Source organism: Halopseudomonas salina (assembly GCF_014637955.1).
Lineage (GTDB): Bacteria > Pseudomonadota > Gammaproteobacteria > Pseudomonadales > Pseudomonadaceae > Halopseudomonas > Halopseudomonas salina.
On the sequence record NZ_BMFF01000008.1, the window covers coordinates 48,344 to 74,491 of the forward strand.

The 26,148-nt window shown below is 58.4% G+C and carries 24 protein-coding genes; 12 read left to right on the plus strand and 12 right to left on the minus strand.

Going from position 1 to position 26,148, the window contains the following annotated elements; all coding sequences use genetic code 11:
- Window positions 1-103: 103 nt before the first annotated feature.
- From IEV54_RS15425 to nirB, 4 genes are read right to left on the minus strand one after another with little or no spacing between them, the layout of a single operon-like run.
- Complete coding sequence (locus IEV54_RS15425; RefSeq protein ID WP_150279038.1) at window positions 104-1,837, minus strand: bifunctional protein-serine/threonine kinase/phosphatase; 1,734 nt, start codon at window positions 1,835-1,837, stop codon at window positions 104-106.
- A 60-nt stretch (window positions 1,838-1,897) separates the two neighbouring features.
- On the minus strand, window positions 1,898-2,710 hold the full coding sequence (locus IEV54_RS15430; RefSeq protein ID WP_150279039.1) for a formate/nitrite transporter family protein: 813 nt from the start codon (window positions 2,708-2,710) through the stop codon (window positions 1,898-1,900).
- Window positions 2,711-2,748: 38 nt separating this feature from the next.
- Window positions 2,749-3,123, minus strand: a complete 375-nt coding sequence (gene nirD, locus IEV54_RS15435) for a nitrite reductase small subunit NirD (RefSeq protein WP_150279040.1) — start codon at window positions 3,121-3,123, stop codon at window positions 2,749-2,751.
- Entirely contained in the window at window positions 3,123-5,681 is a 2,559-nt protein-coding gene (gene nirB / locus IEV54_RS15440; RefSeq protein WP_150279041.1) for a nitrite reductase large subunit NirB, read from the minus strand. The genes nirD and nirB overlap by 1 nt, the downstream gene beginning before the upstream one ends.
- A 477-nt stretch (window positions 5,682-6,158) precedes the next feature.
- Here nirB and greB point away from each other — a divergent pair, with 477 nt between their 5' ends.
- Window positions 6,159-6,632: a transcription elongation factor GreB gene (greB, locus tag IEV54_RS15445; RefSeq protein WP_150279042.1), complete on the plus strand. Its 474-nt coding sequence runs from the start codon at window positions 6,159-6,161 to the stop codon at window positions 6,630-6,632.
- Here the strand turns inward: greB and IEV54_RS15450 are convergent.
- A complete protein-coding gene (locus IEV54_RS15450) occupies window positions 6,629-9,130 on the minus strand; it encodes an ABC transporter permease (RefSeq protein WP_150279043.1) in 2,502 nt (833 codons plus the stop codon). The genes greB and IEV54_RS15450 overlap by 4 nt on opposite strands.
- Complete coding sequence (locus IEV54_RS15455; protein ID WP_150279044.1) at window positions 9,127-9,807, minus strand: ABC transporter ATP-binding protein; 681 nt, start codon at window positions 9,805-9,807, stop codon at window positions 9,127-9,129. The genes IEV54_RS15450 and IEV54_RS15455 overlap by 4 nt, the downstream gene beginning before the upstream one ends.
- A gap of 24 nt (window positions 9,808-9,831) precedes the next feature.
- Between IEV54_RS15455 and IEV54_RS15460 the strand changes: the two genes are divergently transcribed.
- From IEV54_RS15460 to IEV54_RS15470, 3 genes are read left to right on the plus strand one after another with little or no spacing between them, the layout of a single operon-like run.
- Window positions 9,832-10,446 (plus strand): arylesterase, encoded by a 615-nt coding sequence (locus IEV54_RS15460; protein WP_150279138.1) that lies wholly within the window; start codon window positions 9,832-9,834, stop codon window positions 10,444-10,446.
- Window positions 10,447-10,502: 56 nt separating this feature from the next.
- Entirely contained in the window at window positions 10,503-10,859 is a 357-nt protein-coding gene (locus IEV54_RS15465) for a hypothetical protein (protein WP_150279045.1), read from the plus strand.
- A gap of 1 nt (window position 10,860) precedes the next feature.
- Window positions 10,861-11,841, plus strand: a complete 981-nt coding sequence (locus IEV54_RS15470) for a L,D-transpeptidase family protein (RefSeq protein ID WP_150279046.1) — start codon at window positions 10,861-10,863, stop codon at window positions 11,839-11,841.
- A gap of 111 nt (window positions 11,842-11,952) precedes the next feature.
- Here IEV54_RS15470 and IEV54_RS15475 read toward each other — a convergent pair whose 3' ends face one another.
- Complete coding sequence (locus tag IEV54_RS15475; protein ID WP_150279047.1) at window positions 11,953-12,213, minus strand: Lpp/OprI family alanine-zipper lipoprotein; 261 nt, start codon at window positions 12,211-12,213, stop codon at window positions 11,953-11,955.
- 216 nt (window positions 12,214-12,429) lie between these two features.
- On the opposite strand from IEV54_RS15475, the gene IEV54_RS15480 reads away from it, so the two are divergent.
- The 4 genes from IEV54_RS15480 (at window position 12,430) to mog (ending at window position 15,291) form a co-directional block, all read left to right on the plus strand.
- A complete protein-coding gene (locus tag IEV54_RS15480; RefSeq protein WP_150279048.1) occupies window positions 12,430-13,830 on the plus strand; it encodes a GntP family permease in 1,401 nt (466 codons plus the stop codon).
- Window positions 13,831-13,915: 85 nt separating this feature from the next.
- Window positions 13,916-14,194, plus strand: a complete 279-nt coding sequence (locus IEV54_RS15485; RefSeq protein ID WP_150279049.1) for a GNAT family N-acetyltransferase — start codon at window positions 13,916-13,918, stop codon at window positions 14,192-14,194.
- Between the two features lie 152 nt (window positions 14,195-14,346).
- Window positions 14,347-14,751 carry a ribonucleotide reductase subunit alpha gene (locus tag IEV54_RS15490; RefSeq protein WP_150279050.1) on the plus strand — a complete coding sequence of 135 codons (405 nt, stop codon included), beginning with the start codon at window positions 14,347-14,349 and terminating at the stop codon, window positions 14,749-14,751.
- Between the two features lie 9 nt (window positions 14,752-14,760).
- Window positions 14,761-15,291 (plus strand): molybdopterin adenylyltransferase, encoded by a 531-nt coding sequence (mog, locus tag IEV54_RS15495; protein ID WP_150279051.1) that lies wholly within the window; start codon window positions 14,761-14,763, stop codon window positions 15,289-15,291.
- Window positions 15,292-15,355: 64 nt separating this feature from the next.
- Here mog and IEV54_RS15500 read toward each other — a convergent pair whose 3' ends face one another.
- Window positions 15,356-16,438: a 3-deoxy-7-phosphoheptulonate synthase gene (locus IEV54_RS15500; protein ID WP_150279052.1), complete on the minus strand. Its 1,083-nt coding sequence runs from the start codon at window positions 16,436-16,438 to the stop codon at window positions 15,356-15,358.
- Between the two features lie 257 nt (window positions 16,439-16,695).
- On the opposite strand from IEV54_RS15500, the gene IEV54_RS15505 reads away from it, so the two are divergent.
- From IEV54_RS15505 to cysB, 3 genes are all read left to right on the plus strand, one after another.
- Entirely contained in the window at window positions 16,696-17,652 is a 957-nt protein-coding gene (locus IEV54_RS15505; protein ID WP_150279053.1) for a putative 2-dehydropantoate 2-reductase, read from the plus strand.
- 9 nt (window positions 17,653-17,661) lie between these two features.
- Window positions 17,662-18,579 (plus strand): 5'-nucleotidase, encoded by a 918-nt coding sequence (locus tag IEV54_RS15510; RefSeq protein WP_150279054.1) that lies wholly within the window; start codon window positions 17,662-17,664, stop codon window positions 18,577-18,579.
- A gap of 136 nt (window positions 18,580-18,715) precedes the next feature.
- On the plus strand, window positions 18,716-19,690 hold the full coding sequence (gene cysB, locus IEV54_RS15515; RefSeq protein ID WP_150279055.1) for an HTH-type transcriptional regulator CysB: 975 nt from the start codon (window positions 18,716-18,718) through the stop codon (window positions 19,688-19,690).
- Between the two features lie 164 nt (window positions 19,691-19,854).
- Here cysB and IEV54_RS15520 read toward each other — a convergent pair whose 3' ends face one another.
- Window positions 19,855-20,586 carry a phosphoadenylyl-sulfate reductase gene (locus IEV54_RS15520; RefSeq protein WP_150279056.1) on the minus strand — a complete coding sequence of 244 codons (732 nt, stop codon included), beginning with the start codon at window positions 20,584-20,586 and terminating at the stop codon, window positions 19,855-19,857.
- Window positions 20,587-20,810: 224 nt separating this feature from the next.
- Between IEV54_RS15520 and thrH the strand changes: the two genes are divergently transcribed.
- The gene (gene thrH / locus IEV54_RS15525; RefSeq protein ID WP_150279057.1) at window positions 20,811-21,428 is read left to right on the plus strand and encodes a bifunctional phosphoserine phosphatase/homoserine phosphotransferase ThrH; all 618 of its coding nucleotides are present in this window, start codon (window positions 20,811-20,813) and stop codon (window positions 21,426-21,428) included.
- A 628-nt stretch (window positions 21,429-22,056) separates the two neighbouring features.
- On the opposite strand, the gene pabB is transcribed toward thrH, so the two are convergent.
- Genes pabB through rloB form a run of 3 tightly spaced genes read right to left on the minus strand, consistent with a single transcriptional unit; the run spans window position 22,057 to window position 25,952 of the window.
- Window positions 22,057-23,403 (minus strand): aminodeoxychorismate synthase component I, encoded by a 1,347-nt coding sequence (gene pabB, locus IEV54_RS15530; RefSeq protein ID WP_150279058.1) that lies wholly within the window; start codon window positions 23,401-23,403, stop codon window positions 22,057-22,059.
- A complete protein-coding gene (locus IEV54_RS15535; protein ID WP_150279059.1) occupies window positions 23,400-24,413 on the minus strand; it encodes an alpha-L-glutamate ligase-like protein in 1,014 nt (337 codons plus the stop codon). Before IEV54_RS15535 ends, pabB begins: the two co-directional genes overlap by 4 nt.
- Window positions 24,414-24,422: 9 nt before the next feature.
- A complete protein-coding gene (gene rloB / locus IEV54_RS15540) occupies window positions 24,423-25,952 on the minus strand; it encodes an osmotic stress tolerance membrane protein RloB (RefSeq protein ID WP_150279060.1) in 1,530 nt (509 codons plus the stop codon).
- Between the last annotated feature and the right edge of the window lie 196 nt (window positions 25,953-26,148).

A 26,148-nucleotide genomic window follows, 5' to 3' on the forward strand; every position in this document is an offset into this window, starting at 1 on the left:
GTCAGTTGATGCTAGCCCTTTTTAGTGCAAATGATAACCACGAGCTTTGTACCCTGTGAGGCGGTTCCGTTTCGGTGCTGGATTCTGGCTGCGCCGACCCTTGCTAGCGGGGCCAGAAGATGAGCATCAGCGCCAGGATGAAAGCCAGAATGGCTGAAGTGAATTGCCAGAATTGCTGCGGGTTGCGCTCCATGAGGGGAGCACGGGTCCGATCGAGAAAGCGCTGCGTCGGGTTGCGCAGGTCGTAGATGAACTCCGACAGCTCCTGATAGCGTTTGTGAGGCTGAGGGTGCAGCGCCTTTTTCAGGACATCATCGATCCATGCCGGGATGTCCCGGCCCTCGTCCAGGACCGATCTGTAGGTCAGGCGGCTTTGGGCTACCCGCGTGCGGGCCCTTGCGACCTCGACCCCATAGGGTAGGCGCCCGCTGAGCAGCTGGTAGGTGATCACGGCGAGGGAAAACAGGTCGGAGCACGGCGAACCATGATCACCGACAAAATACTCGGGCGCGGTGTATTGCAGCGTGCCCAGAACGCTCTGATCGACGGCGGGCGGGGTCATCTCCATGATGCCGGCGACCTGTGTTGCGCCCAGATCAATGATCTTCACGGTGCCGTTACCATCGATCATCACATTCGCCGGCCGCAGGTCCTGATGGAGCATTTCCAGGCGGTGGAAGGCGCGCAGTCCCTGGGCGACCTGCTCGACGATGGTCCGCACGGTTTCCAGCTCGGGGCGCGGATTATCGATCATCCACTGGGCCAGGGTCTGGCCTGCAACATACTCGTTGATGGTGTAAAGACAGCTTCGCCTGTGGCTGGACGTCGCTGCCTTGACCACATGGGCGTTGTCGATACGCCTGGCTATCCATTCCTCCATCAGGAAGCGCTCAAGGTATGCCGGGTCGTGGCGCATATCCATCGATGGTGTCTTGAGCGCCACGTAACCGCCTGTTTCGTTGTCCTGCGCCAGGTACACATGGCTGCGATTACTCTCGTGCAACGGCCGTATCACGGTGAATTGATCTATAACCATGCGCGCCTCCAGGTGAGGCGCAAAGGGTAGCCCGGTCAGTTGCCCGAGCAGCTCGGTGGCGTCCTGCTGTGCCGGCAGGCTGTCGACACGCACTATCTGTACGGTCAGGTTGTCATCGCTACCCTGATCATAGGCCCTGATCAGGATCTGTTTTGCTGCGGCGTCCAGGTCGTGTGTATTGCTGGCTATCAGGTTGACCATGCTGGCTGGCGACAGATGCTCATGGATCCCGTCGGTGGTGAGTACAAAGACGTCGCCCTGTTCCAGCGCAAGGGTCCGGTAGTCGATTTCCACATGGGCTTCGATCCCCAGTGCGCGGCTCAGGTGGCTCTGATCGCGGGTTATCCAGAGGCGATGATCACTGGTCAGCTGTTCGATGCTAGTGCCGCGCAGGTGGTGAATGCGGGCGTCACCGATATGAAAGAGGTGGGCGGTAGTTGACTTGAGAATCAGCGCGCTCAGCGTACAGATGTAGCCCTTCTCGCGGTCGTAACGGTACTGGCTCTGGCGAGTCTGGGCATGCAGCCAGGAGTTGGTGGCCATCAGAACCCGCTGGGCGGATTTCTTGACTGACCAGGCTTCGGACGTACAGTAATAATCCTCGAGAAAACCGGTCACTGCGGTCTGGCTGGCAATCTGGCTGACCTGACTGCTGCTGATGCCGTCGGCCAGCACAATGGCAATACCCTTGGTGACCAACTGCAGTTCATCGGGTATACGCATACCATGGAAGTCCTGATTGACTTCCTTGCGGCCCTTCGCCGAGCAGTGTCCTGTGGATACGGTCAGTTGGTTGGGCATGGTGTCCTGACTTGAGTGCTGGGCCCCGGCCAGTTCCGGGCCGGGGTGGGCTGGTTTGATTCAGGCGGGAACGCGTTTGACGCCGGTGCGTATATGGGTGGCATAGAGCGTCAGGCCGGTCAGCGACAAGCCGCCGATCAGATTACCGATTACCACGGGTAACTCGTTCCAGATCAGATAATCCATGATCGAGAAGTTACCGCCGAGCATCAGGCCGGAGGGGAACAGGAACATGTTGACCACCGAATGCTCGAAGCCCATACCGAAGAACAACATGATCGGCATCCACATGGCGATGACCTTGCCACTGACGGTGGTCGAGATCATGGCGCCGACCACGCCCAGCGAGACCATCCAGTTACAGAGCACGCCGCGAATGAAGATGGTCGCCATGCCGCCTGCGCCGTATTCCTTGTAGCCAACAGTGCGTCCTTCGCCGATATCTCCGATGATCTGACCAACCGCATCCGGCGCCTTGGTAAAGCCGTAGGTGAAAACAATCGCCATCAGAAACGCAACAGTCAGCGCACCGGCAAAGTTACCGGTAAAGACCAGGCCCCAGTTTTTCAGGATTCCGCCGACGGTCACCCCGGGGCGCTTGTCGAACAGGGCCAGGGGTGTGAGAACAAAGACCCCGGTCAGCAGGTCGAAGCCCATCAGGTACAGAATGCAGAAGCCCACTGGAAACAGAATCGCGCCGATTATCGGATAGCCTGTCTGCACCGTGACTGTGACAGCAAATACCGCGGCAATGGCAAGAATGGCACCGGCCATGAACGCGCGGATAAGCGCATCACGCGGCGCCATGAATACTTTCGACTCACCGGCGTCGATCATCTTGGTGACGAATTCGGAGGGAATGAGATAGGACATGAAGTTTCTCTTTGCAGGGAAGGAAGGAGCCGCGCCGATTAGGACGCGGTTTGTATTTCGACGGCATCACCCTTCAGGCGGGCGGGCCATACACGTAGCTGCTGTTCGGGGTATTCCAGGCAGGCACCGTCCGCCAGGCGATAATGCTGTTTGTACAGGGGCGAGGCGATCACCAGCCCGCCCTTGAGATGGCCGATGATGCCGCGGCCAATGACGTTCGCGCCGGATTTGGGGTCGCGGTTTTCCACGGCAAATACCTGTTCGCCCTCATCGGTTTGCGGCAGGTGGAAAAGCGCGACCTGAGCGCCATCGAGCCAGACGACGACCCCCGAGTTGGCAACAAGATCCTTGCGGCTGCAGACCGCTTGCCAGTCTCCCGTCAGGCGGTGAGCTACGGTATTGGAATGGGTCATCAGAGGATCTCCTCGGTAACGGGAATCAAGTGAAGCTCGGAGGCCCGGGCCGGTCGGATCTGGCCGCGTTCCTTGACGAAATGAATATCCGGATCGCCGCGCTCATCGTTGACGAAAGTGCGAAAACGCTTGAGCTTTTCCGGATCCTTGAGGGCGTTGGCCCATTCGCATTCATAGCGGTCGACGACCAGCTGCATTTGCGCTTCAAGCTCGGCTGCTAGTCCCAGGCTGTCATCAATGATCACCTCCTTGAGGTAATCAAGGCCGCCTTCCAGGCTTTCACGCCACACGGATGTGCGCTGCAGACGGTCGGCGGTGCGCACGTAGAACATCAGATAGCGGTCGATGTAGCGGATCAGGGTGGCGTCATCCAGGTCCGTGGCAAAGAGTTCGGCGTGCCGCGGCCGCATGCCACCATTGCCTGATACATAGAGGTTCCAGCCGTTTTCGGTGGCGATCACACCGATGTCCTTGCTCTGCGCCTCGGCGCATTCGCGGGTACAACCCGATACACCGAACTTGATCTTGTGCGGCGAGCGCAGGCCCTTGTAGCGATCCTCGAGTCTGATTGCCATGCCGACACTGTCCTGTACCCCGTAGCGGCACCAGGTGCTGCCCACGCAGGATTTGACCGTGCGCAGGGACTTGCCATACGCATGCCCGGTCTCGAAACCGGCATCGATCAGCTCCGCCCAGATATCCGGCAGCTCATGCAGTTGTGCACCAAACAGGTCGATACGCTGACCGCCGGTGATCTTGGTGTAGAGATCGTATTTCTTGGCGACCGCGCCTATGGCAATCAGTTTGTCGGGAGTGATTTCACCGCCGGCGATACGTGGTACCACGGAGTAGGTGCCGTTCTTCTGCATGTTGGCCATGAAGGTGTCGTTGGTGTCCTGCAGTGGCACCAGCAGCGGATCGGTGATTGGCGCATTCCAGCAGGAGGCGAGGATCGAGCCCACCGCCGGTTTGCAGATATCGCAACCGGTGTGTCCACGACCGTGGCTGGAAAGTAATGCTTCGAAGCTGGTGATGCCCTCGACCCGGACAATGGCGTACAACTCCTGACGGGTATGCGCGAAGTGTTCGCACAGGCTCTTGTCTACTTCGACGCCGCGGGCGCTGAGTTCATGCTCGAACACCTGCTTGAGCAAGGCGGTGCAGCCACCACACCCGGTGGCTGCCCTGGTGGTGTTTTTCAGCTCGCCAAGATCGGTACAACCGGCATCAACCGAGCAGCAGATGGCCCCCTTGCTGACGTTGTGACAGGAGCAGATGGTGGCCGTGTCGGGCAACGCATCGGCACCCAGGGTGGGCGCTCCGTTTGACGTGGGCAGGATCAGGCCCGACGGATCCGCAGGCAGATCGATCCTATTCTGACAATATTGTAAGAGCGTGTCGTAGTAGCTGTTATCGCCCACCAGCACGGCGCCAAGCACCTTCTTGCCATCGGCGGAAACTACCAGGCGACTGTAGCTGGAGTTGGTTTCGTCGATAAAGCGGTAGCTCTTGGCGCCTTCGGTGGCGGCGTGGGCGTCGCCGATCGAACCGACATCCACCCCCAGCAACTTGAGCTTGGTGGACATGTCTGCACCGGCAAAGGATTCATGGGGCTGGCCGGTCAGTTGCAACGCCAGGTTGCGCGCCATGCTGTAACCCGGGGCGACCAGGCCGAAGCACATACCATTCCAGGCAGCGCACTCGCCGATAGCGAAGATCGCCGGGTCGCTGGTGCGGTAGTCGTCGTCGATGGCGATGCCACCGCGAGGGCCGAGCTCAAGATCTGCACTACGCCCCAGGGCGTCCTGTGGGCGAATGCCGGCCGAGAAAACGATCAGATCGGTCTCCAGAAACTCACCGCCTTTGAAGTTCATGCGGTAGCGGTATTCCTCGCCAGCGATTATCTCCTCGGTGGCGCAGCCCAGGTGTACACCCACACCCAGGGACTCGATTCGGGCACGCAATGCGGCACCGCCCTCGTCATCCAGCTGGACCGGCATCAGGCGCGGCGCAAACTCCACCACGTGGGCTTCCAGGCCCAGGGATTTGAGCGCGTTGGCGGCTTCCAGACCCAGCAGACCGCCGCCGACCACAACGCCTCGGCGCGCACCGCTGGCCGCCGCCTGAATACCGTCCAGGTCTTCCAGGGTGCGGTAGACCAGGCGCGAATCGCCCTCGGCTCCGGTGATGGGCGGCACGAAAGGATAGGAGCCTGTTGCCAGGATCAGCTGGTCGTAAGCCTGTCGGCCGTTGCGGGTAATGACTTCCTTGCGCGAACGGTCGATATCCAGCACCTGTACGCCGAGATGCAGCTGGACTCCATGGGTGGCATACAGTTCGGCATCGCAGAGGGCCAGGGATTCGGCATCGCGCCCGCCGAAATATTCTGACAGATGTACGCGGTCATAGGCACGCTGATGCTCCTCACCGTATACATGCAGCTCGTATTGGGTGAGGGCGCCGCGCTCTATCAGCTGTTCAACACAATGGTGTCCGACCATGCCGTTGCCGATAATCACGAGTGTCTCTTTGTTGCCTGACCTGGTGTTGGAGCTCATAGCCTTTCCTCCGTTCCAGCCGCTGCCGATGGCAGTGACCCAAAACAAAAAAAGGCGCCTGAAGCTGGTGTCAGCTTCAGGCGCCTTTGCCTGATATTCATGGGTTGTTTACAGTGGGTGAGTGCCTGGCCACGCTGCCTGGTTCACCGGCCCGGGAAAAGTCGTCATTGACCGCCGGGGTTGTCCGGACACCTTGATGGCCGGAGATATTTTGTAACCAGCAACTTGCGTGCCAGGAGATTGCTTCGGGACCGGCTCCGGCCGGAGTCCTGTTAGCGAGCTGCTGCCCAGGCCGCATGTGCCGGGACTGTGCGAGCTCCTCCTGGCTGAGGTAATGCCAAAGCTTCAACGCAGACTGTTGGATTCGGCAGGTCGAGTTGGCCTGGTGGCTGGTCCATACGGGTGCGCAGAGCACAATAAATCCCTTTTTTGGTGCGGCTGCTGGCCGGTGCCCACCCTCATGACAGAGACACGATAGTGACGACACGACTGATAACGCTTGAAGGCTATGCACGCCTGAAGGAAGAGCTGGATTACCTGTGGCGGGAAAAGCGACCCGATACCACGCGCAAGGTGACCTGGGCCGCATCGCTTGGCGACCGCAGTGAAAATGCCGATTATCAGTACAACAAGAAGCTGCTGCGCGAGATCGACCGGCGGGTGCGCTATCTGCGCAAGCGCATCGAGGATCTTAAGGTGGTAGAGCACCGGCAGGAGCAGGAGGGCAGGGTGTTCTTTGGTGCCTGGGTCGAGGTGGAGAGCGACGAGGGTGTCCAGCGCCGCTTCCGGATCGTAGGTTACGATGAGATTTTTGGCCGCAGGGACTATATCTCGATCGACTCACCCATGGCGCGTGCCTTACTGGGCAAGTCGGTCGGGGATGAGGCCGTGGTGGTCACCCCCGAGGGTGAGATGGGCTGGGTGATCAATGCGATCGATTACAGCGCCTAGCTGCCGCGGTTGATCAGTCGCATCGGACTTTCCCGCACCACTGCACGGGTACCCAAGGCGCCTGCGACACCGATCAGAACGGCGCCGGTAACAGGCACCAGTACCCATAGCAGATAGTGTGGCGACCAGTCCAGATTCAACGCGAAGCGATACAGCAGCCAGGTAATCAGCTCCGCCGCGACAATCGCCATGATGCCGGCCAGGGAACCCAGTAGCGCGAATTCCAGGCGGTTGGCCTGCCGCAACAGCGCCTTGCGTGCCCCCAGTGTGCGCAGCAAAGCCCCTTCATAAAGGCGATTGTCCAGGGTCGACTGCAAGGCGGCGAACAGCACGGTAAAGCCCGCCAGCAACACGAATACCATGACGTATTCCACAGCCAGTGTGACCTGCGCGAGGATGTCGCGAATCTGCTTGAGCAACGCTTCGACTTCGAGCAGGGTCATGGCTGGAAAGGCCCGTGCCAGATCGCGCAGCTCGGCCCGCTTCTCCGTGGGCAGGCTGAAACTGGTGAGCAGGGTCGCAGGCATGTTCTCCAGGCTGCCGGGCGAGAAGATGATGTAGAAGTTGGGCGTGAAATTATCCCAATTCACTTCCCGGATATTCAGCACGCGGGCGTCCAGCACCTGCCCTGCAATCACGAAACTCAATACATCACCCACTTCCACGCCCAGGCTGTCGGCCAGACCGGATTCGATGGATATCAGGGATTCATCATCTGGCAGGGTATCGGGCCACCATTCTCCGGCAAGCAGTGTGTTGTCGGTGGCCATAGTGGCGGACCAGGTGAGACTCAGATCGCGGCTGACAGCTCGCTCGCCCTGGCTCTCCTTGGTGACCAGTTCGCGCACCGGCCGACTGTTGATCTCGGTAAGACGCCCCGGGGTTACCGGGTACAGCGGAGCGCTCACCGCACCGATACGCTCCAGCGCCGCGGTGAACTCGGCCTGCTCTGCCGGCATGATATTCAGTGCAAAGTGGTTGGGGGTGTCCTCGGGTAGCTGCTGTTGCCAGGTATCCAGCAACTCGGTGCGCAGAATCAGTACGACCACCATGGACATCAGGATGAGACCGAAGGCGAGTATCTGGCCGGCGGCGGCGATCGGCTGCTTGAGAAGCTGGCCACTGCCCAGGCGCCAGGCGAGCCCGGCATTGCGCAGCCGGTTGCCCGAAAGGCGCAACAATGCCCAGGCTACCAGACCCAGCAGCAGGGCGGCGATGGCGCCACCGAAGACCACGGCGAGGGTGATGCGCAGATTGCCGGTGAATTGCCACATCAGCAGACTGAGCCCGCCCAGTGCCAGACCGTAAATCAGCCAGCCACTGCTGGGCAGTGGCGCCAGGTCGCGACGTAGCACCCGCAGTGGTGCCACCTTGCCCAGCCGTATCAACGGGGGCAGAGCAAAGCCGGCCAGTGCAATCAGACCGGTAGCGCCGCCAACCAGCAGGGGTTTCAGGCCCACGCCCGGCAGATCCGGCGGTAATAGGTCTCGCAACAACAGCACCAGTCCCCATTGCATGACCCAGCCCAGAGCCAGACCTATTACCGTGGCAACCAGGCCCAGGCAGGCCAGCTGGATGAGAAAAATCGACATCACCCGGCGTCTGCTGGCGCCAAGACAGCGCAGCAGCGCACTGGTGTCGAAATGCCGAGTAGCAAAGCGGCTGGCAGACAGGGCTACAGCGACACCCGCCAGTACTACGGCAGCAATACTTGCCAGCCCCAGAAACTGGGCGGCCCGGTCCAGGGCGCTGCCGATCTGCTGGTTGTCATCTGCCACAGTAGTCAGCTGCTGGTTGTCCTCCAGCTGTGGTCTCAACCAGTTCGCGTAGCCTTGCAGCGCGCCCTCGGCACCGCTCAACAGCAGGCGATAGCGTACCCGGCTACCCGGCTGCACCACCGCGGTTTCCTCAAGATCAGCCAGATTCATCAGTACACGGGGCGTCAGACTATAAAAATCGCCGGCCCTGTCAGGCTCGTATGTCAGCATGGCGCTGACGGACATGCTGGCCATACCCACATCCAGGGTATCCCCGGTCTCGAGGGCGAGCTGGGCGGCCAGCCGGGGCTCGATCCAGACTTCGCCGGGAGGCGGAATCGCATTGACGACGCGCTCGGTACCGAACATCTGATCGGCCACCCGCACCTGACCCTTGAGTGGATAGCCCGGGCCTACGGCCTTGACGCTGGAGAGTTGAATCTCCACATCACCACTCATCATGCTGTTGAATTCGACCACATCCACATGGGACAAGCCGTCTTCCATAGCACGCTGCAGAAACGCTTCGGGTAGTGGAGCGCGGGAGGAAATGACCATGTCGGCGCCAAGAAACTCGGCTGCTCTGCTGACCATGCCCCGTTGTAGCCGGTCGGTGAAGAAGCTGATCGCAGTGCTGACCAGAACCGCGATAATCAAGGCCATAACCAGTACACGCAGTTCGCCGGCGCGCCATTCGCGGGCCAACAGACGGGTGGCCAGGGACCAGGTGCCGTTGTTCATTGCGTGGGCTCCAGCAAACGACCCGCTTCCAGTTGCAAGGCGCTCTGACAGCGCTCGGCCAGGCGCTGGTCATGGGTGACCATGACCAGCGTGGTGTGCTGCTCGCGGTTCAGGTCGAACAGCAGGTCGGTTATGTGTTGCCCGGTAACAGCATCCAGGTTGCCGGTGGGCTCGTCGGCGAACAGAATATCCGGCTCGCTGGCAAAGGCCCTGGCAATGGCCACCCGTTGCTGTTCACCACCGGAGAGCTGGCGCGGATAGTGCGTCAGGCGCGCGCCCAGCCCAACCCTTTGGAGCAGGTCTGCAGCGCGTTGACGGGCATCATGGCGACCGTGGAGTTCCAGGGGCAACATGACGTTTTCCAGGGCAGTCAGGCTGTCGAGCAACTGGAATGACTGAAACACAAAGCCGACGTGCTCAGCGCGTAGTTCTGCCCGCTGGTCTTCATCCAGATCACTCAGGTTTCTGCCAGCCAGATGCACCTCGCCGCTGCTGGGCAGATCCAGTCCGGCAAGCAGGCTCAATAAGGTGGACTTGCCAGAACCTGAAGCGCCCACGATGGCGACGCTGCTGGCCTTGGCAATAGCCAGACTGACATCGTCCAGGATGGTCAATGTCGCTTCCTGGCTGCGAACGACTTTGCTAAGGTGGCGGGCAACGATCACGCTGTCTGACATGGAATCTGCCTTTTGATTAGGTTCATTAGAAAATATCTGGCAATCGGGCTCTTGAGCGCTCTGGCCTGGCCAGCGAGCGCCCAGGGGATATTGGTTGTCGGCGATAGTATCAGCGCCGCTTTCGGTCTGGAAATCAGCGATGGCTGGGTATCTCTGCTGGAGCAGCGTATGGAGGCCAGTGGCGAGTCTCTTCCGGTGATCAATGCGTCAGTGAGCGGCGACACCACGGCTGGGGGGCTGGCCCGCCTGCCACGCTTGCTGGAGCGCCATGAGCCTGACCTGGTAGTGATAGAATTGGGCGGTAATGACGGGCTTCGCGGAATGCGCCCGGCCAATATGCAACAGAATCTTTCACTGATGGTCGAGCAGGCTCGGGCGGCCGGCGCGGACGTTCTTCTTCTGGGAATGCAGTTGCCGCCGAATTACGGATTGCGCTTTACCGAGGCATTTGCGCAGGTCTTCGTTGCGGTGAGCGAGGAACATGACGTGCCACTGGTTCCGTTTCTTCTTGCGGGAATTGCTGGCGAACCTGACAGGACCCTGATGCAGGCCGACGGGATACACCCCACGGCCAAGGCGCAGGAACGGATACTGGATAATGCCTGGCCGCCCATAGAGGCCTGGCTTGATGCGCGTTGATCAGGCTGTCGCCAAATGGCGGCAGCGGAGCCATTTGGTACTGCAGGAGACAGGGTGTGACAGCAAGCTGGATGGCCAGAAGATGGTGTGTCGTGGAGCGCGAAGAGCAGCATGATCTGTTCATAACAGATCCCTGGCATACCCATCTGGTGGATATCAATCTTCGCCTGGATGTACCGGTAGAGCGTACTCTGTGTGGTGATCTGTTACCTGCGCGGCCGGTTTTTTCCGAGTTGCTGCGTTCAATCCTGCCGCAACTGTGCCCCGAGTGTCTGTCCCATGCACGCTCGCAGCGTATTGCTGGACGGGGCACCGGGCGATCTGCCAGGACCGGGCGCGCAGGTGCTGTCGCGCTGGTCGAAGCTGCTGACGAAGTTCGTCAAATAGGTCTGGATGTTGTCCAGGGAGACTGACATGCGTAGCGTTGTGTATTCCCGTGCAAGACAGTTGGGTTGCGGCGTACTGGCTTCATTCGCCTTTGCTGCCTTGCCCCTGGCAGCCTTTGAATACCCTTTGCAGGGGGACGATCAGGAGCTGGTTGGCGAGGTGTACAGCGTTACCGCCAGCTATGAGGACACCTTCGCGAAACTGGGCGGCGAGCACGGTTTTGGCTATCTGGAGATGATCGCGGCAAATCCTTCTATTGATCCCTGGGTGCCTGGTGAGGGCGCCGAAATACGCATGCCCGGCTTGCACGTGGTACCCAGCGTCCCGCGCACCGGTATCGTGATCAACCTGCCTGAGTACCGGTTGTACTACTTCCCCCCCGAGGGCGGGAAGGTCCTGACCTACCCGGTGGGTATCGGCAGGGAAGGCTGGTCTTCGCCCATCGGCGAGACGCGAGTCCTGCGCAAGGAGGCGAATCCGTCCTGGTATCCTCCACAGTCGATTCGAGAGGAACACGCCGCTGAGGGTGACATCCTGCCAGCGGTTGTGCCGCCAGGCCCGGATAATCCAATGGGACCGTTCAAGATGAATCTGGCCATGAGCGGATACGTGATCCATGGCACCAATAAAAAATTCGGCATTGGTATGCGGGTCAGCCACGGTTGTTTTCGCATGCGCAATGAAGATATCACCCAGCTTTTCCCGCAGATTCCGCTGAATACGCCGGTGCGTATAGTCAATCAGCCATTCAAGCTGGGGCTCGACGGCAGGGGTGATCTGTACCTGGAGGTGCACACGCCACTGGACGAACACGGGCTGCCTTCAACGCTGGATCGCCAAGCAGCGATTCAGGCATTGCTCGCGCAACGAACTGATGTATCCGGCGGAGTGCGTCTGGACTGGCAGGCGATCAGGGATGCGGTGTTCGCCGAGGAGGGTATTCCGGTCCGGATCGGTACGGCCATGGGCTACCAGCCCGAGGTCGAACAGGTTCAGAATTACTGGTAATTCCATGCATGCAGTCAGCGTTGCCTGTTCGACCGGCTGCTGCTGGCTAGGAAGGAGGTTGTATCATTCCGACGCCTGTGCGCCGGAATGATACAGGCGGCCGGTACCGACTTACTTCCGGCTGGCGCGTTCTAGCATACGGCGGGCGCGTTCGTTGGCTTCTTCGGCCTTGCGATCGGCGCGTTGTGCGGCGGCCATTGCTTCTTCGGCCATACGATAGGCCTCGTCTGCACGAGCCTGGGCGCGGGCAACCGATGTTTCAGCCGCTGACAGGCGGGATTCCATCTGTTGATGCTGGTGCTCGTTGGTGCTGCAACCCACGGCCAGCAATGCGGCTAACGAAATAGCTGAAACCTTCAGTACGTTCTGCATAAGTATCCCCTTGTTGATCGAAACGGGTATGAAAAAATTCTGCCAACTGGCGAATTTAAGTTTAGCAGTAACTACGAAAAACGTAACTGCAGCTCCATAAACCATCGGGTAGGCGTGTTATTCAGCGCATGGAAGGGGGGGTGCGCAGAGTTGTAATGTCCAGTGGCTAAGGTATCGTGTCGCGAGCCAATCAATAATTACAAAGGAACGCTTCCTATGCTGGGAAATCTGGGACTGCTGGCCGGCCTTGCGCTACTGATCTACATGGCCATGCGCGGAATCAATATCTTTATCGCGTCGCTGGTTTGCGCACTAGTGGTGGCAGTGACCAACGGTTTGCTGATACCCCGCACCTTGCTCGAATATTATCCTTCCGGTTCATTGGGTGCCTTCAGTTTTGCCGGGCGCTTCTTCCTGCTGTTTCTTTGCGGCGCAATCTTCGGTAAGGCCATGGCGACCAGCCAGGCGGCCAAGAGTATCTCCCTGGCCATTACCCGCAGTCTTGGCGTCAAGCATACATTGCTGGTAGGCATGATCGTCTGTGCACTTCTGACCTACGGTGGTGTTGTGGTGTTCGTCGTGGTATTCACCATGTACCCACTGGGTATTACATTGATGCGTGAAGCCAACCTGCCGAAACGTCTCTGGGCCGCTGCAACGTCCGTTGGCGCAGGCACTTTTACCATGACCGCATTGCCAGGCACTCCCTCCATTCACAACGTCATCTCCGCCAGTTCTCTGGGCACTGACCTCTTCGCTGGTGGCTGGATTGGCCTGTTTGCCGCGCTCATCATGGGCGGTCTGGGTATGTGGTACGTGGAGCGTGGCTGGCGCCTGGCCCGCGCCAATGGCGAGGGGTTTGTGGAAAATGCCCAGGATCGCCGGATGGAGCAGCTGGCCGGGGATCTGGACAACGTTCCTTCATGGAAGCTATCGCTGGTGCCGATGGTTGTCGTACTCGGCACCATCATGCTGCCGCGTCTGATTATTTCCCTGGGCGACTGGTCGCAAAGTGACAGTGCGCTGGCATCATTGCTGGTCTTCAGTCAGGCGCAGCCGATCATCTGGCCGAGCATGGCCCTGATTCTCGGATCGCTGACCTGCGTAGTGCTCTTTCCCTCCATGCGCCGCAAGATCGTCGAGGTATTTGGCCAGGGCGCAGAGGACTCGATCATGCCGCTGATCAACACGGCTGCGGTTATCGGCTTTGGTGGCGTGGTTACCCAGACAGCCGGCTTCAGCCAGTTCGCCCAGTGGATTCTCAACGCTGACCTGCCGCCGCTGTTGTCCGTATTTGCTTCGGCGAGCGTGGTCTCGGCCATTGTGGGTTCCTCCTCGGGCGGTCTGCAGATTTTCATGCAAACGCTGGCGCCGCAGTATCTGGAAATGGGCATCGAGCCGGAGATTCTTCACCGTATAGCAGCTATTGCATCGGGCGGTCTGGACTCGCTGCCCCATTGTGGCGCCGTTATTGCGACCTTCATGATTATGGGGTTGACCCACCGTGAGGCGTACAAGGATATGTTCATGGTCACAGTGGCGATACCAGTGATAGCCTGTCTGGCATCAATTGCACTGCTGATGGCACTCGGGGTGGGAGTGACTCCACCCGCGTAAGACACATTGCCCCCGGTGTGAATTTTTTTTCGCCGCCGGGGGTCAATAGGGTTTGCAGTAATTGCTACTGCCGGGGAGAACATTTATGGACCAGGAAATAACGATTCAGCACGATCTGGCCGACAAGCAGTTCTATGTAACCATCGATGGTAGCCGAGCCTACCTGGCCTACATGGATCTCGGCAGGAAAACGCTGGATATCTATCGTACCTTCGTGCCCAACGCCCTGCGCGGTAAAGGTCTGGCCGCCAAGCTCACCGAGCGTGCCCTGCAATTCGCCAGCGAGGAGGGTTACCAGGTGATTCCCTCATGCTCCTATGTGGAGCGCTATATGCAGCGCCAGGAAAAGTTGCGCTCCCGCTAGCAGTCTCGCTCGCGCCGGTGTCTTGAGTGGCGCGCTGGTGTTTTGATTGGGGAGTACCTCCACAGAGGCAGTAAGCCTTACCCCAATGCCCCGATTCAAAACCGGCGGCAGTTGCTACTGTGTAGTGATAGTTGATACAGGACGCAACCAGCATGAACATAGAAACCTATTCCGATCTAATTAGTGCTGCGGCAAAGCAGGCAGAGCCGCAACGGCTACTTTTCGTATTCGCCGCGGCCGAATTGCCTGAAGGTGCCACTGCAGAGCAGATTGAACAGTTCCAGCGCGGCGAAGGTGGGGTGCTGACGCCTGTGCTGTGTGTCGACAAGCTTCCCGACGAGGCAGAGGATTTCGAGGCGATAGTGGCAGAGTCCGACCGGACCGGCATGCACTGGGATGTGGCCTTTGTTTCGGCCATGAGCGGTCGCGGCGGTATGCCCTCCAACAGCGACGAGGCAGAGCAGCCCTTGAAGATGATGATGGAACAGATACAGGCCGGCATGATCTCCCAGTTTCTGGCCCTGAGCCGTAGTGGCGACATCATTCAGTTGTATTGAGGGCAGAGTATGAGCATTCCCATCAGGATAGGGATTCTGACCGTCAGTGACCGCGCCAGTGCCGGCATTTATGACGACATTTCCGGCAAAGCCATTATTGAGACTCTGAACGAGTATCTGATAAGTACCTGGGATCCCGTCTATCGCCTGGTTCCTGATGAACCGCGGCAAATCGAGCGAGCCCTGGAGCAACTGGTAGATGCTGAAGAGTGCTGCCTGGTCATTACTACCGGTGGCACAGGTCCTGCCGCGCGTGATGTTACGCCAGAAGCCACCGAAGTTGTCTGCGACCGCATGATGCCCGGGTTTGGCGAGCTGATGCGCGCCGAGTCTCTCAAGTATGTGCCCACGGCAATTTTATCCAGACAGACAGCAGGATTGCGCGGCAGCAGCCTGATAATCAACCTGCCGGGCAAGCCACGGGCCATTCGCCAGTGTCTGGATGCCGTTTTCCCGGCGGTACCTTACTGCATAGACTTGATGGAAGGGCCCTACCTTGAATGCAATGAATCAGTAATCAAGGTCTTTCGTCCGGCGTAGTTGCCAGCTATCAGCATGGCTGCAAGCTCCTGAGCGAGCAGCCATGGGGTCTGGCACTGGCAGATTAGCGGGCGCTGCGCTGACGGGTCGGCAAAATATCCTTCAGTTTTGCATGCATGCTACGCACGCTCGCCACTGTGGTATCCCAATCGATGCAGGCGTCGGTAACAGAAACACCATACGCCAGATCTTTCAGATCCTTGGGTATGGACTGGTTACCCCAGCCAATGTGACTCTCTACCATCAGACCAATAATGGAGGTATTGCCTTCAATGATCTGATTGGCCACGTTATCCATTACCAGTGGTTGCAGACCGGGGTCCTTGTTGGAGTTGGCGTGACTGCAGTCAACCATGATGTTGGGTACGATTCCCGCCTTCTCCAGTTCTTTTTCGCAGAGCGAGACGCTCACCGAATCGTAGTTTGGCTTGCCGTTGCCGCCGCGCAGAACTACGTGCCCGTACTGGTTGCCCTTGGTAGTCACGATGGACACCTGGCCATCCTGATTGATGCCTAGGAAACGGTGCGGGCTGGAAACCGATTGCAGCGCATTGATGGCTACCGTAAGGCTGCCATCGGTGCCGTTCTTGAAGCCCACTGCCGATGAAAGACCCGAGGACATTTCGCGGTGCGTCTGGGACTCGGTGGTGCGCGCACCGATAGCCGACCAGGAAATCAGATCCTGCAGGTACTGTGGGGATATCGGATCCAGGGCTTCGGTTGCGGTGGGCAGGCCCATGGACGTGAGATCGCTCAACAGCTGACGACCGATATGCAAACCGTCTTCTATCTTGAACGAGTCGTCGAGGTAGGGATCGTTGATCAGGCCTTTCCAGCCGACAGTGGTACGCGGCTTTTCAAAATACACACGCATTACCAGGTACAGGGTGTCGCCGACTTCCTCTGCCAGTTGCTTGAGGCGAGCGGCATAGTCCTTGGCGGCTTCCAGATCGTGGATCGAGCAGGGGCCGATCACGATGAAAATGCGATGATCCTTGCCGTCAAGGATGTCGCGGATTACCTGGCGGCTGTGGGTTACGGTCGCCTCGGAGGCGGCTGCCATGGGAATCTTTGCCTTGAGCTGGGCAGGGGTGATCAGCACCTCATTGGAGGCAACGTTCAGGTCATCAATTGGTAGGTCGGCCATATTTCTTCCAGCAGTCGTGTAGGCTGCCGATCGGGCCGCCTTTATAAGTTGCTCGACAGCTTAATCAACCAGAGCTTATCAGGCTACCCCATGGCGCTATTTTAGGCCGATTGAGCAAAGCTATCGGCGGGGTCCGCTTGACCTGTCCGGGATCTGGCAGTGGTTGTGTGTCTTTGTCGCTCAGCTGACTGTCTTCCGGGTCGTGAGGCCTTTAATATGACTGACTGAAAATCACAAATCCAACAAGAGAGGTCGTCATGCAAAACGCACAACCACGCATCGGGGTTATCGGGACAGGAGCTATTGGTGGCTTCTATGGTTTGATGCTGGCCAGGGCGGGTCATGATGTCCATTTTCTCCTGCGCAGTGAGTATCAGGCTGTAAAGGAGCGCGGGATTACCGTGGACAGCATGGTCCATGGCAGCATGACCCTGAACCCTGTCCAGGCCTACCAGGACGTGGCTGACATGCCGCCCTGCGACTGGTTGCTGGTGGGTACAAAGGCAACCGGAAATGCGGATCTGGCTCCTATCATTGCGGCCGCTGCGGCTGATGGCGCCAAGGTCATTCTGTTTCAGAACGGTCTGAACAATGAAGAGCACCTGCGGCCATTGCTGCCCGAGCATATCCATCTGATAGGCGGGCTTTGTTATGTATGCCTGTTCCGCGAGGGCCCGGGTCTCGTCAAGCATCAGGCCAACGGTCTGATCGATCTGGGCTATCACTCGGGCTTGGCGAACAAGGAGGAGGCCGCTGCCATCATCACGCAGGCGGCGCAGATGTTCAGGGATTCGGGTATTGAAGCACGCGAGATGGCCAATATTGACCTCGCGCGCTGGCTGAAACTGGTCTGGAACGCTTCATTCAATGGTGTTTCGGTGCTGCTGGATGCGGGGACCGACGCGCTGTTGAAGAACCCCGCCAGTCGTCAGCTGATAGGCGATCTGATGGAAGAGGTGGTAGGCGCGGCCGAAGCCTGTGGACACGCAGTGCCAGAAGATTATGCAGCCAAGTTGCTCAAGGCGACCAGGCATATGCCCGATTACTATCCGAGTATGTATCACGACTGGTTGCACAAGCGTCCGATGGAGCTGGACAGTCTCTACGGTGAAGCCTTGCGCCTCGGTGCAGAGGCGGGTTTCAGCATGCCCAGAACCGGGGCCTTGTTGAACATGCTGCAGTTCGTGCAGGATAACTACACACAAACCGAATAGGGGCAGGACATGCCGGTCAAACTGGGCGAAAAGCTGGTGATAGCCATTTCCTCACGGGCTCTGTTTGACCTCGATGATAGCCACCAGGTGTATGAACAGGAGGGGCTTGAAGCCTACCGGCAATACCAGATCGAACGCGAAGACATTCCTCTGGAACAGGGGGAAGCCTTCGTACTGGTACAAAAGCTTCTGCATATCAATAACCTGCTTGAGGGTGAGAGCCGTGTGGAAGTGGTTCTGCTGTCTCGCAATAGCGCTGACACCGGGCTGCGAGTGTTCAACTCGATCCAGCATTACGGGCTGAGCATCACCCGAGCCGCCTTTGCCGGAGGGCGTAGTCCCTTTGCCTATATCCCGGCTTTCGGCAGTCAGCTGTTCCTGTCCACCCACGCCGAGGATGTGCGCAGCACTCTGGAAGCGGGGTTTGCGGCGGCTACCATTCTGCCCTCCAAGCACCGTCGTGAGGAGCGCGACGAGCTGCGCATCGCCTTTGACGGGGATGCGGTGTTGTTTTCGGATGAGTCGGAGCAGATCTTTCAGCGGGACGGTTTGGAGGCCTTCCAGGCAAGCGAACAGGCGGCCGCACGGCAGGCACTGGGAGGTGGGCCGTTCAAGGGGTTTCTTGCGGCGCTCAGCCGTATTCAGAGCGAGTTTACCAACAGCGACTGCCCGATTCGCACGGCGCTGTTCACTGCCCGCAGTGCGCCGGCTCACGAGCGCGTGATACGGACTCTACGTGAATGGGATGTGCGGTTGGACGAGTCATTGTTTCTGGGTGGCCTGGACAAATCCGAGTTCCTGCGGGCATTCGGAGCAGACCTGTTTTTCGACGACCAGGAGGGCCATTGCCTGAGTGCCGTGGGCGTGGTGCCAACGGGGCATGTGCCCCACGGCGTCAGTAATAGAACGCCGAAGGCGAGTGCCTAGTTCCTGCTGTCATTTTTTTGCAAACCATGCCGCCTTTTTCATATCGAATGGTCTAAGCTCAGGGAATAACACGCTACTATTGTTATATAGAGCAGGCGTTATCCAGAGCAGGTGGATCCGATAGGGGAAGGCAACAATGAAGCTGCAGCAACTTCGCTACATATGGGAAGTAGCCCATCACGACCTCAACGTATCCGCCACAGCGCAAAGTCTCTATACCTCACAGCCGGGCATCAGCAAGCAGATCAGGCTTCTGGAGGACGAGCTGGGAGTAGAGGTGTTCTCCCGTAGCGGTAAACACCTGACGCGCATCACCCCGGCCGGCGAACGCATAATCCAGACAGCGGGCGAAATTCTGCGCAAGGTCGACAGCATCAAACAGATTGCCCAGGAGTTCAGCAACGAGCGACGTGGTAATCTGACCATTGCCACTACCCATACCCAGGCGCGCTATGCGTTGCCCCCCATCATCAGCCGTTTCATCAAGAGCTATCCGGACGTCTCCCTGCACATGCATCAGGGCACGCCGATCCAGATTTGCGAGATGACGGTAAACGGCACAGCTGACTTTGCCATCGCCACCGAGGCGCTGGAATTGTTCTCGGACATGGTGATGATGCCGTGCTACCGCTGGAACCGCTGCGTCATAGTGCCCAAGGGTCACCCGCTCACCAAGGTTGGCCCGCTGACGCTAGAAGCGCTGGCCGAGTTTCCCCTGGTGACCTATGTGTTCGGCTTTACCGGGCGCTCCAAACTGGACGAGGCGTTCAGCAACCGTGGCTTGAGTCCGAAGGTGGTCTTCACCGCAGCTGACGCGGACGTACTCAAGACCTATGTGCGTCTCGGACTGGGCGTGGGAATCGTCGCGAAAATGGCGGTGGACCCGCAGGTGGATGATGACCTGGTCATGCTCGACGCCAGCCATTTATTTGAAGCCAGCGTAACCAAGATCGGCTTCCGCCGCGGTACTTTCCTGCGCGGCTTCATGTACGCCTTCGTCGAGGCTTTTGCCCCGCATCTCACCCGTGAATGCGTGGATCAGGCGCTGCTATGTCACAGCAAGCAGGAGCTGGACGATCTGTTTGCGGATGTGGAGCTGCCCGAGCACTAGAGCTACAAGCTACAAGCTACAAGCTACAAGCGAAAAGCGAAAAGCGAAAAGCGAAAAGCGAAAAGCAGCTCGGGGGTTTTGCGATCTCGCGGTTAACTTGAAGGCCTGCTAGCGGCCATCCAGTATCAAGAATCCTCGGGCAGCTTGCCGCTTGAAGCTTGCCGCTATGTTTTAGCTATCAGATTCCCCCCATGCAACCCACATTCCTTCTGGGTGGCTTCTTCCCACCACCAGCGGCCTTCGCGTTCGTGCTGGTTGGGTAGTACCGGGCGGGTGCAGGGTTCGCAGCCAATGCTGACAAAGCCCCGTTCATGCAGGCTGTTGTAGGGAATTTCCAACATGCGAATGTAGTTCCACACGTCTTCGCTGGTGTAATTGGCCAAGGGGTTGAACTTGATAAGAGAGCGTTCAGGCGTGCTGAATGCGCTATCGACCTCGATCACCGGCACATTGGTGCGCGTGGGGCTCTGGTCCTTGCGCTGGCCGGTGATCCAGGCATCGACGCCAGACAGCTTACGGCGCAGTGGTGCAATCTTGCGAATACCGCAGCACTCGCCATGGCCGTTTTCGTAAAAATCGAACAGACCTTTTTCCGCCACATAGGCTTCCAGTGCCTGGTGATCCGGGGAAAGCACCTCGATACGGATGTCGTAGTGTTTACGTACCTGTTCCAGAAAACGGTAAGTCTCCGGGTGCAGGCGCCCGGTATCCAGCGTGAACACGCGAATATCCGGATTGATCTTCCAGGCCATATCCAGCACTACAATGTCATCTGCGCCGCTGAAGGACAGCCAGAGATCATCGAAATGCTCTAGCGCCAACTGGAGTATCTGCTGGGGTGACTTGCCTGCATATTCTGCAGCAAATTGTTCAACATTGAAGTGTTCTTGGGACATCGTGCTCTCCGGGGCAGGGCGCCAGTCTTTGCCGGCGGCCGTTGTGGCGGGAAGTCTAACAAAGCAGTCTTAGTCCATCCTCTTTTATTTAGTTATAGTTTTATGCCTTATAGCTATGAAAACAGGGGCTTCTGCTTGCTCACCATTGCGTGCCGGTGGGACAAAAGGTAGATTGTGGCGCCAACTTGACTGCTCATTTTCTTCTTGCCGACACGGAGTAACCTGTGGAAATTGCCTGCCTAGACCTTGAAGGTGTACTGGTTCCGGAAATCTGGATTGCCTTTGCTGAAAAAACCGGTATTGCCGAGCTGCGTGCAACCACCCGGGATATCCCCGATTACGATGTGTTGATGAAGCAACGCCTGCGTATTCTGGATGAGCATGGCCTCAAACTGGGCGACATTCAGGAAGTGATCGGAACTCTGAAGCCACTGGACGGTGCGCCGGAGTTTGTGGACTGGCTGCGTGAGCGTTTCCAGGTGGTGATTCTGTCTGACACCTTCTACGAATTTTCTCAGCCCTTGATGCGCCAGCTGGGTTTCCCAACATTGCTGTGTCACCGCCTTATTACCGACGAGAATGACCGTGTTGTGGACTACCAGTTGCGCCAGAAGGACCCCAAGCGTCAGTCCGTGCTCGCGTTCAAGAGCCTCTATTATCGGGTAATTGCTGCGGGTGATTCCTATAACGACACCACCATGCTCTCTGAAGCCCACGCTGGCATCCTCTTCCACGCGCCAGATAACGTCATCGCCGAGTTCCCGCAGTTCCCTGCGGTGCATACCTTCGAAGAACTTAAGAAAGAGTTCATCAAGGCGTCGAATCGGCCTCTGAGTCTCTGAACGGCTGGTTTGCTCTGGTTTAACCCGAAAGTCAAAATGGATTCCCGCCTTCGCGGGAATGACTGGGAGGAGGCGGGAATGACAGGGAGGAGGCGGGAATGACAGGGAGGAGGCGGGAATGACGGGGAGGAGGCTGGAGGGACGAAGTAAGGGTCAGGAGCTACAGTGGAAGCGACTGAGCGACTGAGCGACTGAGTATTTCAGGCAACCAGCTCGATGCGGTCCGCCGGCCGCCGTCATCCTCGCGAACGCGGGGATCCATTGTCTGGTTCGGATGCGCTGAGAAATCGCGTTCCAGGCTCGATGTTATTTGAGAGTCCGAATGGATTCCCGCCTTCGCGGGAATGACCGGATGTGAGCTGCGGGAGTTACGGGTGGTTAGGGCGCGCAGATCTGGTTTTTGACTTTGGACAGCAGACCCCCGCATCACTCCGTTGCCGGTTGAGCGCACAGCCTGGCGGGGTGGAGAAAGTGTCTGAAACAGGGACGTTTCTGACAAGCCTCCATGGATGGATTTACGGCGTCTTTCGTAATTCCGCCAGGCTGGGAGCTCGCAGACTCTGAATTTTTGGCATGCATGCCCAAATGTCCAAGCCAATTTTCGCTAAGCGGGGCTGAGATAGCCGCTCTATTCCAACGCCTCCATCAACACCCTGACCTTGGTCAGGGTTTCCTGGTATTCGGCTTCGCCCTCAGAATCGTCGACAATTCCTCCGCCGCCCCAGCAATAGAGGGTGTCGTCCTGGTGTACAAGGCTGCGGATGGCGATGTTCAGGTCCATCTGGCCTTCGCATCCGATATAGCCGATGCTGCCGCAGTAAAGGCTGCGTCTGACCGGCTCCAGCTCCTCTATAATCTGCATGGCACGGATCTTGGGCGCTCCAGTGATCGAGCCGCCGGGGAAGGATGCGGCAACCAGATCAAAGGCATCGTGCTTCGCTTCCAGTTGGCCGGTGACGCTGCTGACCAGATGATGGACGTTCGGATAGGTTTCCAGTTTGAACAATTCCGGTACCCGCACGCTGCCCAGCGCGCAGGAGCGGCTCAGGTCATTGCGTAGCAAATCGACAATCATCAGATTCTCGGCACGGTCCTTCAGGCATGCCTGCAGTTCCCGAGCGAGTTCCGCATCCTCTTCTGCGTTGGCGCCTCTGGCTCGCGTGCCCTTGATTGGCCGGGTTTCCACTGCGCCGTTGCGGGCGCTCAGAAAGCGCTCTGGTGACAGGCACAGAAGGTTGTGGTCAGCACTTTCAATGTAAGCGGCGAAGGGCACCGGGCACGCAGCACGCAGTTGTCGATAGGCCTGCAGGGCGTCGCCACTGCAACGGGCACTAAAGCGCTGAGCCAGGTTGATCTGGTAGCAGTCGCCGGAATGGATGTAATCCTTGATGCGTCTGAATGAGCGTTGGTAGGCATCGCTACTTTGCTCAGGCTGGAAAGGGGCCCGGAGTTTAAACGGGCCGGGTTCCTCTGGTTCGCTGTCGAGCAGATACTGAACTCGCTTACGCTCGGCATAAGTGATGTCGGGGTGACAGACCAGCCAGCAACGTCGGGTCGAGTGGTCACTTATCACACTCCAGGCATAGATCCCCATTTCCAGCAATGGCAGGCTGATATCGGCGGTTGACCCGGTGGGCAATACTTCAAGCAGCCGACCGAAGTCGTAGCTTATAAACCCCAGCGCGCCGGCTCCGAAGGGCAGGGAAATATCGTCCGGCCAGGCTGCTGGCGGAAGCTCTGAGAGTGCCCCGCGCAAACGGGAAAGAACTGACTTTCCTGACTCCCCGGGCGAGGGGGAGATGATCCGCCGGGGGCCGGCGGCGAGAATACTGAACCGTGCGAAGCGCTCTATCCCGGCCGCCGAATCCAGTAGCACGGGTTGACCCAACACCCGAACCGCATTCAACCGGGGTATTGGGTCGCCCTGGTACGGCAATTCCGTCAGCAGATAGCAACCCTGTTCCTGAGCTGTCATGCCGGAGCGCCAGTCCCCTTGTCGGAAAGATCCGCAATAGAGGCGGGTGGGCCAAAATGCCGCTGCGCATAGGCCACTCGATCGGCAACCGTTTCAGTGCGGCCAGTTTTCTTCAGCGCAGCCAGATGCCTCTCGACCATGTGGCAGCGGTGGGTAAGCCCTGCATCGTTGGCGATCTGGATATTCAGGCCGGGTCGCGCATTGAGCTCGAGGATCAGCGGGCCTTTCTCTTCATCCAGGACCAGGTCAACACCAATGTAGCCCAGCCCGGACAGCTCGTAACAGGAGGCGGCCAGATTCATGAATCCGTCCCAGTCAGGTAGCTGCACACCATTCACTGGATTGGTGGTATCCGGATGCTTGCTGATCTTGTTGTTAAGCCAGGTGCCCTTTAGAGTCAGGCCGGTAGCCAGATCCACGCCGACGCCGATGGCCCCCTGGTGCAGGTTGGCCTTGCCGCCCGACTGCCGAGTAGGCAGGCGCAGCATGCCCATCACCGGATAGCCCATCAACAGGATAATGCGAATGTCCGGCACGCCTTCGTAGCTGATGCCTTTGAACAGCGGATCTGGCGTGACGCGGTACTCGATCAGTACGCGATCGCGGTGCCCCCCCAGGGAATACAAGCCAGACAGGATGCTGGAAATGTGGTGCCCGATATCGTCGCGGCTGATGATCTTGCCGGAAACGGTCTTGTACATGCCCTCGAAGCGGTCGGCGATAACGATGATGCCATCACCGCCAGCCCCCTGGGCCGGCTTGATGACAAAATCCCGCCGGTCCTTGACGATCTCGTCAAACCGGTCAATATCCTTCTCGGTTTCGATAACGCCATACATCTCAGGCACGTTGATGCCCACAGCGATGGCCCGCTCCTTGGTCAGAATCTTGTCGTCCACTACCGGATACAAATGGCGCTTGTTGTACTTGAGCACGTAGTCAGCATTGCGCCGGTTGATGCCCATCACGCCATTGGCCTGCAACGTTTTCCAGGTTTTCCAGAAGAACATGGTTTTTCCTCAGCCCTGTTTGGTCAGCGCTTTGAAGCGCATCAGTTCGGTCAGGCGGTAACCGCGGTAACGGCCCATGGCGAGCATGAACGCGACCAGAATCAACAGCGTGGCCGGGAAGGTGAAGAAGAAATACGCCAGTTCCGGAATGGTCATCAACAGGTGCGCCAGGGTGGCCGCCACGAGGGTGCCAAGCGCGACCTTGAAGGAATGGCCGCCGCCACGTTCTTCCCAGTTGATAGAGAGACGCTCGATCGTCATGGTCAGAATGACCATGGGGAACAGCGATACCGACAGAGCCCTTTCAATGCCCAGCTTGTGGCTGAACAGGCTGATGATGGCGATGATGATCACAACAAAGGTCAACACAATCGACAGCCGGGGCAGCATCTGCAACTTCAGGTGCTCAAGATAGGAGCGCAGCGACAGACCCAGCGCAGTAATCAGGGTAAAGAGCACGATGCCCCAGCCGACCTGGGTTTCACGGAATGCGAGTGAGATCAGCACTGGGGTGAAGGTACCCAGGGTCTGGATGCCGATGATATTGCGCAGCAACAGAATGACCAGCACGCCGATTGGAATCATGATCATCACGCGGTACACCTGCTGGGCATGCAAGGGCAGGCCATACAGCGAATATTCCAGAAGTTGTGATGCACCGCTGTCGCTGGTCATTTCCGCCAGACGCAGTGCGTTCATTTCGCTGTTGGTCACGGTCAGGGTCAACTGACCCCGACGGCCCCCATCAATGTCGAATAGCGGTTCGGTACCCGTCCACCAGACCAGACGATTTTCCGGGATACCCTGCTGGGCGGTTTCAGGATGGAAGTAGAGCCAGCTTTCACCGTTGTGGCTTCGCAGCCAGAGCTCAGGTTGCTGGTTCGGCAGGTTTTCGAGTCGAATGGTATGCACCAGCTCCAGCGGGATGCGTGCCTGGGCCAACAGGACATCGATCACGCGGGCCTTGGCTATCGGCGAGGTGTCACCGCCCAGCAGCAGCTTGACGTTGTCGTCAGTAATGTCGTTGACGCGGCTGATCGCTTCACTGATGAAGGTCTCGATGTCAGCGGAATGCTGTCTGATCGGGCTGATCAGCGCGTTGACGGCCACCTGCTCGGCTCCTTCGAGCACAATCGGATCACGCAGTGGCGGCATCGCGGCAGCTGGAGGCTCGCTACTGTAGCGCTGGGTCAGGACCAGGCGATAGTAAAGCGCCTGGGTGCCGGTAGCTCGACGTGCCGACCAGGTAACCCGCCGGTTGTTGTTCTGCTGGTTGATGCTGACGCCATAGTTGTTGGAAATAAAGCTCTCGTTGAGGCTGACGTAATCCTGAGCCAGGGGAGGGATAAACATCTGCGCCTTGACCGGAACACCCTTGGTTGCCTCGAATTCGAGTTTTGCATCCAGACTCCAAATGGCGTCTGTTTCATCTTCGGTGAGCGGGATTTCCATAACGTAGATCTGATAGCCGGTAATGGCGATACCCAGGCAGACCAGTATGGCGATCAGAATTTTTAAGTGCGTATTGATCGATTGCATAGTGTTCTCGGCAGCAAGATTGGAGCGCGGCGCGCTTATTCCTGGCAGGACGCAACCGACGAGTGGCATCTTAGCATGCCCTCCGGCCGGCTCGTAATGGGCATTGTAACCTGTGGCAGATGTGGCGGATGGGCGCTCTGTCAGGTATCGACCAAGGTCGATGCTGAGGATTGTTGACAATCGGTTAATTTGAAGC